Raw genomic sequence first — 11,641 nt, forward strand, 5'->3', positions numbered from 1 at the left:
GTTGTGGCTGCTGCAACAATTATTACTGTAATTATATCCCGGCTATTTTAATCTCGCTTTTAACCATGTCACAACCCAATCCTTTTCAACTCCAACCGCTGGAACCCGTAAACGTAAAGGACATCTTTTTTAAATATTCGCGCAACTGGGGCTGGTTTGCATTGGCTTTACCCCTTTGCTTACTGGCAGCCTTTTTATATTTAAGGTATGCCACAACAGAATATCATATTGAAAGCACCATATTAGTGACCGATGATTCAAAGGGATCTGATATATCGCAAATGGGTAATTTGTTCAGCGATCTTGAAATTTTTAAATCGGGCAAAAATATAGATGATGAAATTGAGGTAATTAAAGGTAAAACCTTAATGCAGCGTGTACTGCGCGATTTGAATTTACAGGTAACCTATCAAAAAAGAGGTAAAATTAAAAATACTGAAGTTTACGGAAGTTCTGTTCCGGTACAGGTAAGCATTGCCAGGCTTGATTCTTCTGCTTATGGCAAAAGAATTATCATAGTACCAATATCGGCGAGCCAGTTCACATTTGATGACGCCAGCAGTAAAGCAGTGTATCACTTTGGCCGGCAAATTAAAAAGCCTTATGGTTTATTTACAATAAATGCCGCTTTGCCAGCCAATATCCTTGTAAATAATGAGGTGACGCTTCAATTTAATAACATGAAAAAACTTGTTCAGTCGTACCTGGACAATTTGATAATTACCCCTGTTAATAAAAATGGTAACGTTCTTAAACTTTCGTTAGATCATTCGGTTCCGAAAAAAGGTATCGATGTTTTAAATAAATTGGTTGAATACTACAACCTGGAAAATATTGAGAACAAAAATGAAACAGCTTCCAAAACCATATCGTTTATTGATGACAGGCTGGTTTACCTGGTTAAAGAGCTATCCGGAGTTGAAAAGGATGTTGAAAATTATAAGAAAAAGAATGATGTTACCGACATCAGTTCCGAATCGCAGCAATACCTGCAAAGCACCGGCGATTATGACAAAAAGCTAAGCGACTATGAGATACAGATAAGTATATTACAATCTATTGAAAGCTATATTACTAATCAAAAAACCCAGGCCGACCTGGTACCAAGCTCATTAACCATACAAGACCCCACTTTGGTTGAACTGATTAATAGCTTTAACCAGTTACAGCTTCAGCGAAAAAGGTTATTAAAATCAAATTTTGAAAGCAGCCCCGTGGCAATCAGTATAACAGACCAGTTATCAACCCTAAGAAAAAATATTTTAGAAAATATCCGGAATATTAAAAAGGGGCTTATGATTGCCCGCAACTCTTTAAGCGGTAAAAATGTAAAGTTTGAATCGTTGAAAAAGAATGTGCCCTCGATTGAAAGGCAGTTACTGGAAATAAAAAGACAGCAAAATATAAAGGAGAATTTATATCAATACCTGTTGCAAAAGAGAGAAGAAGCAAGTCTGTCGCAGGCTGCAGCGGTATCTAATTTAAGAATCATCGATAAAGCCGATGTGGATGAGATTCCGGTAAAGCCAAAACGTACCGTTATTTTATTGGCAGCTTTATTGGCGGGGTTTGTTATTCCTGTTTTGGTTATATCATTCATAGGCATGCTCAATAATAAAGTTTCAAATATTGATGATGTAAAAAATATTGGAGCTCCGGTATTAGGAGAAATAATTCACACAATATCAAAAGAAAAATTCCTGATAAAAAAAGATAGCCGAACCATTTTTTCTGAAATGTTCAGGTTATTAAGAAGCAAACTTCAATTATCCGCTGCCGAGGGGCAAAACAAAGTTTTGCTGATCACATCAACCATGAGCGGTGAGGGTAAAACATTTTTTAGCATAAATATGGGAGCCACGCTGGCGCTGGCGGGTAAAAAAGTAATCATATTAGAATTTGATCTACGCAAACCAAGACTGCTAACTGATATGGGTTTATCTGCAGCATCAGGCCTCACCAATTACCTGGTTTCTGATTCAATAAATGTGGACGACCTGATTTTACAGGTTCCGGGTTTTGAAGGCTTATACCTGATGGGATCCGGAGAAATCCCGCCAAATCCTTCGGAGTTAATACTAAATGGAAAGGTAAACCACTTATTTGCCCATTTACGAGAAAAGTTTGATCACATTATTGTTGATTCTCCCCCGGTTGGACTTATTGCCGATGCTTACAATTTATCGTTGTTTGCAGATAGAACACTTTATATGATAAGGTACAACTATACGCTTAAAAGCCAGGTAAATATTATAAGAGATATTTACGATAAAAAGAGCATTAAGAATTTAATGATCATTCTTAACGATGGACGTAAAAAGAATTTGCAGGGCTATGGTGCGTATGGTTACAACTATAGTTACGGCTACGGAACAGAGGAGCATGAGCCCAGCGTATATCAAAAAATATTAAAAAAAAGGAAGCATAAGTAACAACCGCGATTAAAACTTTGTGAAGCTACAGGGATTGTATTATGTATTGCTCAAGTTATTAACTAAACACTACTCATAATGTCATTTGATTTGTATAATGCCCAAATAACTGTAATTGGCTTAGGCTATGTTGGTTTACCGCTGGCAGTTGAGTTTGCAAAAAAATATAATGTTATTGGTTTCGATATTAATGTACAGCGTATCGATGAGCTTAATCGTGGTTTTGATGTTAYCAGGGAAACAGATAAGGCCACGCTTACCGATGTTTTAAGTAAGAACAGGAAAAATAGGCTAACACTTACCAGCGATCATGATGCCATACTTAGCTCAAATATTTACATAGTTACTGTACCAACACCTGTTGATAAATATAACCGCCCGGATTTAACCCCATTGTATAAGGCAAGTGAAACCGTAGGAAAAGCTTTAAAACACGGAGATATTGTTATTTACGAATCAACAGTGTACCCCGGCGCCACTGAAGATGAATGTGTGCCGGTTTTGGAAAAATTTTCTGGCCTGGTGTTTAACCACGATTTTTTTGCAGGCTATTCTCCGGAACGTATAAATCCGGGGGATAAAGAACACACACTTACCCGCATAAAAAAAGTAACATCAGGATCAACGGCACGGGCGGCTGATATTGTAGATGATTTGTACAGATCCATCATCACCGCAGGTACGCATAAAGCGCCATCAATTAAAGTAGCCGAGGCGGCAAAGGTTATTGAAAACGCGCAGCGTGATATTAATATTGCTTTTGTAAATGAGCTTTCAAAAATATTTTGCAAGCTTAACATCGATACCAAAGAAGTACTTGAGGCTGCATCAACTAAATGGAATTTTTTAAAGTTTTCTCCAGGCCTGGTTGGTGGCCATTGCATTGGTGTTGACCCCTATTATTTAGCCCAAAAAGCTCAGGAAGTTGGATATCACCCGGAAATTATACTCGCCGGCCGCAAGCTGAATGACGGTATGGGCGAATACATTGCACATGAGGTTATCAGGTTAATGGTTAAGAAAGACATTCCTGTTAAGGGGGCCAATGTGTTGATTTTAGGAATCACTTTTAAAGAGAACTGCCCCGATGTACGCAATACCCGAGTTGTGGATATAGTAAATACCCTAAAGGAGTTTAATGACCGGATAACTGTATTTGATCCGCTGGCCAACTGCAGTGATGTTGAACATGAATACAATATAAAATGTGTTGCGCGGCTGGAAGAAGGTGTCACCTACGATATAGTAATACTTGCAGTTGCGCATGATGCATTTAAAGAATTGGACATCGAAAAACTATGCAAAAGTCAAAGGGTAATTTATGATGTAAAATCAATATTACCCAAAGAATTGGTTGATGCAAGGTTATAGTATTTATTAATAAAAAAATGGATATCACACTATATCATTCACAGGACCTTAGCGCCCGCCATTTCCTGGTAACCGGCGGGGCTGGTTTTATAGGCAGCCACCTGGTTGATTATCTGCTTAAAAATAACGCGGGTAAGGTACGCGTGCTTGATAATTTATCAACCGGTTCAATGAATAACCTGTTGGCTTTTAAAGGCAACAGTGCATTTGATTTTATTGAGGGTGATATAAGGGATGCCAAAGTATGCAAGCTGGCAATGGACGGAATAGATTATGTTTTGCACCAGGCTGCCTTAGGTTCGGTTCCCCGTTCAATTCTTGATCCGTTTACTACCAATGATGTTAACATTACCGGATTTTTAAATATCATAACAGCCGCAAGGGATGCTAATGTAAAACGGCTGGTTTACGCAGCAAGTTCAAGCACCTATGGCGATAGTAAAGAATTGCCAAAGATTGAGGATAATATAGGTAAACCACTGTCTCCCTATGCGGTAACCAAGTATGTTAATGAATTATATGCGGACGTTTTTTCAAGAACATATAATTTTAATACTATCGGGTTGAGGTACTTTAATGTTTTTGGTCCGAGGCAAAATCCTTTGGGCGCATATGCAGCGGTGATTCCATTATTTATTAAAGCCGCGTTGCATAATGAAGCCCCCACCATTAATGGTGATGGGTTAACCAGCCGCGATTTTACATTTGTTGATAATGTTGTGCAGGCCAATATGAAAGCCCTGTTTCATGATGAGTTATTAAAGCATGAGGTATTTAATATTGCCTGCGGCGAACAAACTACCCTAAACGAACTCTGGCAGTATATAAGTGAACTGGCAGGTATTGAAACCCCCGCTAAATACGCCGGCGAAAGAAGAGGAGATGTAAGGCAAAGCCTGGCATCGGTTAATAAGGCAATGTATGTTTTAAATTATTTACCGCAGGTATTGGCCAAAGAGGGGCTTCAAAAAACATACGATTGGTATAAAATGAATTTAAGTATGAATGCTTAAACATTGAAAGTGAGCAGATCAATGATAAGCCGGTTCTTAAAAAAAGGCAATGCAAAAAGCTACTCATATTCCTATTTAGGGAATTTGTTTAGCTCGGTAAGCCAGTGGGTGGTATTGATGCTGATTTCGAAGCTTTATGGTACGGCGCAAATGGGGTCATATGCGTTAGCTATGGCCTGGATACTGCCGTTTTATGCTTTTTTTTCGCTGCAGATAAGGAATATACATGTTGCCGATCAAACAAATACATATGGCTTTAATGTTTTTTTCCAGATAAGAATAGTTTGCTCCCTTGCATTTTTGATAGTTACAGCTTTAACCGGCTATTTATTTTACCGGGATATTTTCTTCATTTTTCTTTTGGGCGGCATGTTTAAAAGCATCGAGATGATAAGCGACATCATACATGCCGAATTTCATAAACGTAAAAAGATAGAGGTATACAGCAAGATGTTAATGTTCAGGTCTGTATTGGCCATTATATTGAATCTGCTCATGTTTAAGTTTATAAAATCCTTCCAGGTAGCGCTTATATCCTTGCCTATAGCTTACTGCTGCAGCATGTTTATCGATTTTAGATTGCTTAAAAATTTACAGGTAAAAATTAAGCCTGGGGCATACCATCCGCTGATCAGGAAGGTTGTTGCTACCGGGGTACTAACAGGATTATCTTTGTTATTGGTTTATTTATTGCCTAATATACCCAGGTTCATACTCGAAAAATATCGTAATAGTTTTGAATTAGGTTTGTTTTCGGGGTATTTATCATTAGTTATCTTTAGCCGCATATTTGTTCAATCTATAGTTCAAAACAGCCTTCCTTACCTGGCCCAGCATTATGATGAAGGTAATTATGATAAATTTTTATCGAAATTAAAAAAGGAAGCACTGATCATTACAGTTTTAGGACTGGCGCAATTTTTATTGGTGCCCTTAAGCAATTACCTGTTCCCCATACTTTTTAATAAGGATTTCAGGGGTAACCAGGTTTTACTGTGTATAATTTTTGCAGGTTCGCTGTTTACATTTTTAGCGTTTGTTTTAAATAATGCTGTCAATGCTATGAAATTGTTTCGGGTGCAGCTGCCGGTGTATGCTTCGCTTGTTGTAATATCCTTTATTCTTGGGTTTTTGCTTATCCCGCGATACGGTTTAAACGGGGCAGGGATGGTTTACCTGCTGGTGAATATTTGCTTGTGCGCCATGCTGCTTGCCATTGTTTGTTTAAGGCTGCAGGGCAAGGTTAAACTAATAAATATCATATCCAAACAAGTAACAGCATGCTAAAGTTTACGCTTTTTATATATGCATTGTTACCAAGAGTTATACTTGTTTTTTTTTATGACGCTATCAAGCCTTTTTCGCAAAAAATATTTTTAGGTATACGGTATTGCATCATCAAAAGCCTTTGCGCTACGGCTGGTCAAAAAGTGATTATAGGATCAAATGTTTCCATAAAAAACTGGAAAGGGCTTAATATTGGCAATAATGTTAGTATACAGGATGGTTCATATATTGATGGTTATGGCGGCATTACTATCGGTAACGATGTATCTATCGCCCATCACTGCTCGCTGTTAAGTACCACTCATGCCTGGGGAGACGCTGCTTTGCCTATTCGTGCTAATCCAGTCGAAAACAAGCCATTAATTATTAAAAGCAACGTTTGGCTTGGATGCGGTGTAAGGGTACTTGCCGGGGTTTGTATTGAAAAAGATGTGATAATTGGAGCCGGCAGCATTGTTACCAAAAGCCTTGCCGAAAATGGTATTTATGTGGGCAACCCGGCAACATTTTACAAAAAGGTTTATCCTGCTAACGATAAAGCCGGAGTTTTTAAAAACAGGAAGGGTGGTTTATCAGATGAATAATAAATTAAACAAATCTGTAATAGCCGTGGTGCTTACCCTGATCGTTGATCTTCTTATGCTGCTGGTTTTTAACATTCCATTTGATTGGTATTTGATACCAGTTTCGCTTTGTGGCATATTATCAACTTACCAGATAATATACATTTTTGGAGTAACTAATGAATTTGGCTTAAGGCTGCCGCTGGTATTCTATTTTTATTGCACACTTTGGTTTGGATGTTATTTTGCTCCCTTACTGCATTTCGCGCTCAATTTTTGGCTCATTTTCAATAATTCGTTAGTGTTGCCAAAGCACTGGGAACCATATGTACTTATCATAGGTACACTCAACGCTATTGGACTGGGAATTTTTATTTACGCCTACAAATATTTTTATGGTACGGCCAGGGCACACAAAAAAGTTTACCTGCTGCTTAGCGCGCTCAAAATTAATTATGTTTATGCGTTGTGTATCATCAGCTTTGTTTGCCAGGTAATAGTTTATGCAAAGCTGGGGGGCATATCGGGATTTATATCAACTTACGAAACCCGCTCTGAAGATCAGGGTTTTGCTGGTTTTGGTCTTTTGTTTATAATATCGGAGTTTTTCCCAATTGCTTTAATTTTCCTGTTCTACATTAAAGCCTTATATAGTCCCTTACTACGTAAGGGTAAAAGTGTTATGATTTTCCTTGTACTGCTTTTTGTAGCCTGTATGCTGTTTGGCGGGTTAAGGGGCAGTCGCAGCAATACCATATTAACTATGCTGCATGCTTGTATGGTAATTCACTATTTTATCAGGAAATTCCAGGTAAAGGAGATGGTTATTGGCGTTTTTATGCTCATCTCCTTTATGTATGTGTATAAGTTTTATAAGCAGGGAGGTTCTGAAGCAGTATCGGCATATACCGAAGGTACGCTCGATGTATCTGAGGATAAGTATAATTTCAATGTTTTTGAAATGCTGCTGACTGATTTTGCCAGGGGAGATATTCAGCCTTATTTGGTTTATCGTTACCAAAACTCAAACTATAAACCTAAGCTTGGAGCTACATATATTGGCGGCTTAATTCATTATGTACCGGGTGTTGATAAAGAATCGCTTACTACTAAAAAAACCGCTGCAACTGAATTATTATACGATTATAACGGAAAAGTAAAAGGTTTTTATACTACCCGAATATTTGGGTTACTCGGCGAATACATTTTAAACTTTGGTTATTACTCTGCCTTTTTAATTTTTTTACCACTTGCCTTTTTTATTGCCAGGCTTGATAAATGGGTATATTCCCTTACCCAAACCGATGTGCGGAATTTTATAGCGCCTTTGTGGATCCTTTTTATTGTGTTTTTATTCAGTGCTGATCTGGACAATGTTATATTCTTTTTTATGAAGCGCATGTTGTTGATTATCGTAATGTTATCATTGGTATCCGGCAAGTTTATAATGACATCAGTTAGGGACGAAAATAATCAGCTTGCCGCATGAAAAAGTTGCTAATACAAGGCTGGGTGTTGGAGAAAGATGATGATGGGTTTCATATTGCCTCAACCCATTATGGTTATATTAAAGAGATTGTTAAATATTACAGTACCATTTGTCTTCTGTCTCCGGTTAAGCAATTAGGCGCAGGTGATAAGAGTTGCTTAAGCCCGCTTAAAAACGCCGGGAACCTACTTGTATTTGAATTGCCTTATTCAAATACCTATATATCTGCGGTAAAAAACTTCTGGTCGTACTACAAGGCTTATAAACAGCTTCGGTATTTGTATGATCGGGTTTATGTACGTTACCCCATTCCATTTGGCTGGTTGAGTAAGTTTTTTTTTACTGATATCATCATCCATTTTGTTGGCGACCCGGTGGACGCCGCGCTTACCAATCCTAATTTTAGTAAGTTAAAAAAACAAATGCTCATAAACCTGTTTATGCCCGAGCATTTATTGTATATGAAAGCCTGTAAAAAAGCCCGGGTATATACTAATGGATTTCATATTAAAGAGAAACTTAAAAGGTATGATATAAAAGCAGAGGCGGTAATATCATCAACTCTTGGCGATGATGATTTTTACATGGATGAAGATAATTTGCCGGCTTGCGATAAGTTAAGATTGTTGTATGCCGGTTATCTGCGCAGGGCTAAAGGGATTGAAGTTTTAATAAAAGCTTTTCATTTGTTACTGCAGAAATTCCCGGCAACAGTATTTACCATAGCGGGTTCTGGTGAAAACGAAGAGGAGTTAAAAGCTTTAGCCAAAAACTTAGGTATAAGCCATGCAATTACATTTACCGGGCATATAGATAGCCGGGATGAGCTAAACAAATTATACCGCTCGCATGATTTGTTTTGTTTTGCAAGTTTTTCTGAAGGTTCTCCGCGTGTTATTTTAGAGGCTATGGCAAACGGGATAAACGTTGTCTCAACCCCCGTTGGATCACTGCCGGCCATTTTTGAGCACACAAAGGATATTGTTTTTGTCGAAGCCGGAAACTCCGAAGACTTTTGCAATAAAATATCTGCCCTGGTAACCGATCGCGAATATTGTCTCCGGCTCAAAAAAAACGCATTTGAAAAGGCCCGACGGTACACTACAGCCCGGTTTATTAAAAACATATTTGAATGAAAATCAGGATATCAATTATATACTCATGGTTTGTGCGCATAACAACAGCATGGCTGCCGGATATCCCAATAATTATGCGTTTAAGGGGCAGTATGTATTCGCTTATGATGAAAAAATGCGGGCATAATTTGCAGGTACCATCAACAGTTATCTTTAATTCATTAACGGGTTTATCTATAGGCAAAAATGTACTATTTGGCCATCGGGTAGTAGTAATTGGGCTTGCTGTTGATATCGGCGACGAAGTTTTAATAGGTCCTAATTGTCTTATCTCCGGCGGTAACCATACATTTTTAAATAAATCTTACAGGTACGGTCCGCATGTTGCACAGCCGGTGATTATTAAGGCCGGCTCATGGATAGGGGGTAATTGCTCAGTAACAGCCGGGAGCACTTTGCCCGGGCGCTCCATACTGGCGGCAGGCTCTGTACTTACAAAAGCATTTGACCAGGCCGACTGCTTATATGGCGGCGTGCCGGCCCGGCTATTAAAACCAATTAATCATGATAATGAAGTTTTATAAGCGGGTTGTATTTGTTATGGTAAGCCTGATTTTTTCGGCGTGCAATGGCTATTCACAAACCGGAGATTTTGTTTATAAATCAATTCCCGGTAAATACCTTGAGAAGCGTGTTTCGGTGGATGTATTGAACCTGGCTGCAAATGCAAAGCAATTGGCTTTTGATATTACCCGGATGTTGCCTGCTAATTACGTAACAAATGGTACTGTTGATTATACCGCATATATGCAAACTGCAATAAATAACCATGCTATTGTGCTGATGCCCGATTTCCCGGTTATGATAAACGATTCGGGACTTAGTTTAAATACTGGTCAAATCGTTGTATTTAATGACAGCTCAAAAATTATACTAAAGTCGAGTTCGCTTGCAACATATGAGATCATGAGGATTCATAATGTTGAAAATGTATCGGTTTATTTCCCCGTAATTTATGGTGACAAAACCAGCCACAACGGAGGCAAAGGACAATGGGGAATGGGTATAGCCATTAGGGCATCAAAAAATGTGACGATAGTTAACCCCAGGGTATTTAAATGTTGGGGAGATGGAATATATATTGGACAGATAAAAAATAAAACATCCACAAACATTAATATATATGATCCACTGCTGGATGATAACCGCAGGAATGGAATCTCAATAACATCAGTTAACGGGTTAAACATCAGTGGCGGCGTTATAGCAAATAGCAACGGGCAGATGCCGCAAAGCGGAATTGACATTGAGCCCAACCGGGCAACTGATGTTATCGATAATATCAATATCAGTAATGTGGTAACGTTTAATCATCCTAAATATGGCATTGTAATTTCTCTTCAACAGCTGGTTAACAGAAAGCAGGGGAAAACATCAATAACTATTACCGCCCCGATTGATGAAAACTCCGGTAATGGTTTAGCGCTTACCGGTAAGCCTAATAGTCAAACTTTAATTGGCAATATACAGATAGCTAATCCTGTTTGGATCAATAACCGTTTATCTGCCTTGAAATTACCCTTACGTAACTATGGTATGCACTTGCGCATTACCCGGCCCATCGTCAGCAATCTGTTGAAAAAGGGCGATGAAAGCGAGGTTGGTAAAATAAAGGAAGCCATAAAAGATCAGCAGAATGTACAGATCGACTAACTGTTTACAAAACGATCATTTTAAGTAAATGTCATGTTCAACTTTAGTTTAAATATTTACAGATAATGATCTCTATCATAACCGCTGCATATAATTGTGAAGCATTTATTGAGCAAACAATAAAATCTGTACAGAGCCAAACCTGTGTTGATTGGGAAATGATCATAATTGACGATAATTCAACCGATGATACCCTTAACATAATTAAGACGCAGGCTGGTTTGGATAGCCGCATAAAATATCTTGTAAACACCCAAAATTCCGGACCGGCAAAAACACGCAACCGGGGCATTGAGGTGGCCAGTGGAAAATATTTGGCTTTTTTAGATGGTGATGACTTGTGGAAGGAAGATTTTATTGAGGTGTCTTTAAATTTTATGTTTGAAAATAGTTACCCCTTTATATTCTCTTCCTATACCCGTGTTGATGAAAAATTACAACCCTTATACACAGATTTTATAGTGCCGCTTAAGGTAAGCTATCAAAGTTTACTTAAAACATGTCCTATTTCCTGCCTCACAGCGGTAATTGATATAGAATATACAGGCAAATTCTATATGCCCGATATACCCAAGCGACAGGACTACGGGCTTTGGCTATCTATACTTAAAAAGGTAGGGCATGCGTACGGTATTCAGCAACCGCTTGCAACATATCGTATCCGGAAAAACTCGGTATCGCGCAATAAGTACAAGGC

10 protein-coding genes are annotated in these 11,641 nt (G+C 38.4%); all 10 read left to right on the forward strand.

Annotated features, from left to right (window positions below):
* Positions 1-2,432 (forward strand): GumC family protein (locus tag AC1DO4_RS26960; protein WP_477420864.1); only part of this gene is annotated, 2,432 nt, incomplete at its 5' end.
* 78 nt (positions 2,433-2,510) lie between these two features.
* The gene (locus AC1DO4_RS26965; RefSeq protein WP_477420865.1) at positions 2,511-3,803 is read left to right on the forward strand and encodes a nucleotide sugar dehydrogenase; all 1,293 of its coding nucleotides are present in this window, start codon (positions 2,511-2,513) and stop codon (positions 3,801-3,803) included.
* Between the two features lie 17 nt (positions 3,804-3,820).
* The gene (locus AC1DO4_RS26970; protein WP_477420866.1) at positions 3,821-4,816 is read left to right on the forward strand and encodes an SDR family oxidoreductase; all 996 of its coding nucleotides are present in this window, start codon (positions 3,821-3,823) and stop codon (positions 4,814-4,816) included.
* Between the two features lie 21 nt (positions 4,817-4,837).
* Positions 4,838-6,103: a lipopolysaccharide biosynthesis protein gene (locus AC1DO4_RS26975; RefSeq protein ID WP_477420867.1), complete on the forward strand. Its 1,266-nt coding sequence runs from the start codon at positions 4,838-4,840 to the stop codon at positions 6,101-6,103.
* Positions 6,097-6,687 (forward strand): acyltransferase, encoded by a 591-nt coding sequence (locus AC1DO4_RS26980; protein ID WP_477420868.1) that lies wholly within the window; start codon positions 6,097-6,099, stop codon positions 6,685-6,687. The genes AC1DO4_RS26975 and AC1DO4_RS26980 overlap by 7 nt, the downstream gene beginning before the upstream one ends.
* Complete coding sequence (locus AC1DO4_RS26985; protein ID WP_477420869.1) at positions 6,680-8,155, forward strand: hypothetical protein; 1,476 nt, start codon at positions 6,680-6,682, stop codon at positions 8,153-8,155. The genes AC1DO4_RS26980 and AC1DO4_RS26985 overlap by 8 nt, the downstream gene beginning before the upstream one ends.
* Positions 8,152-9,291: a glycosyltransferase gene (locus AC1DO4_RS26990; RefSeq protein ID WP_477420870.1), complete on the forward strand. Its 1,140-nt coding sequence runs from the start codon at positions 8,152-8,154 to the stop codon at positions 9,289-9,291. The genes AC1DO4_RS26985 and AC1DO4_RS26990 overlap by 4 nt, the downstream gene beginning before the upstream one ends.
* A complete protein-coding gene (locus AC1DO4_RS26995; protein WP_477420871.1) occupies positions 9,288-9,815 on the forward strand; it encodes an acyltransferase in 528 nt (175 codons plus the stop codon). The genes AC1DO4_RS26990 and AC1DO4_RS26995 overlap by 4 nt, the downstream gene beginning before the upstream one ends.
* Positions 9,796-10,944: a hypothetical protein gene (locus AC1DO4_RS27000; RefSeq protein ID WP_477420872.1), complete on the forward strand. Its 1,149-nt coding sequence runs from the start codon at positions 9,796-9,798 to the stop codon at positions 10,942-10,944. The genes AC1DO4_RS26995 and AC1DO4_RS27000 overlap by 20 nt, the downstream gene beginning before the upstream one ends.
* Before the next feature lie 65 nt (positions 10,945-11,009).
* The coding region (locus tag AC1DO4_RS27005; RefSeq protein WP_477420873.1) for a glycosyltransferase family 2 protein at positions 11,010-11,641 on the forward strand (632 nt) is incomplete at its 3' end.

The organism is Mucilaginibacter sp. P5_A6, from assembly GCF_056400585.1.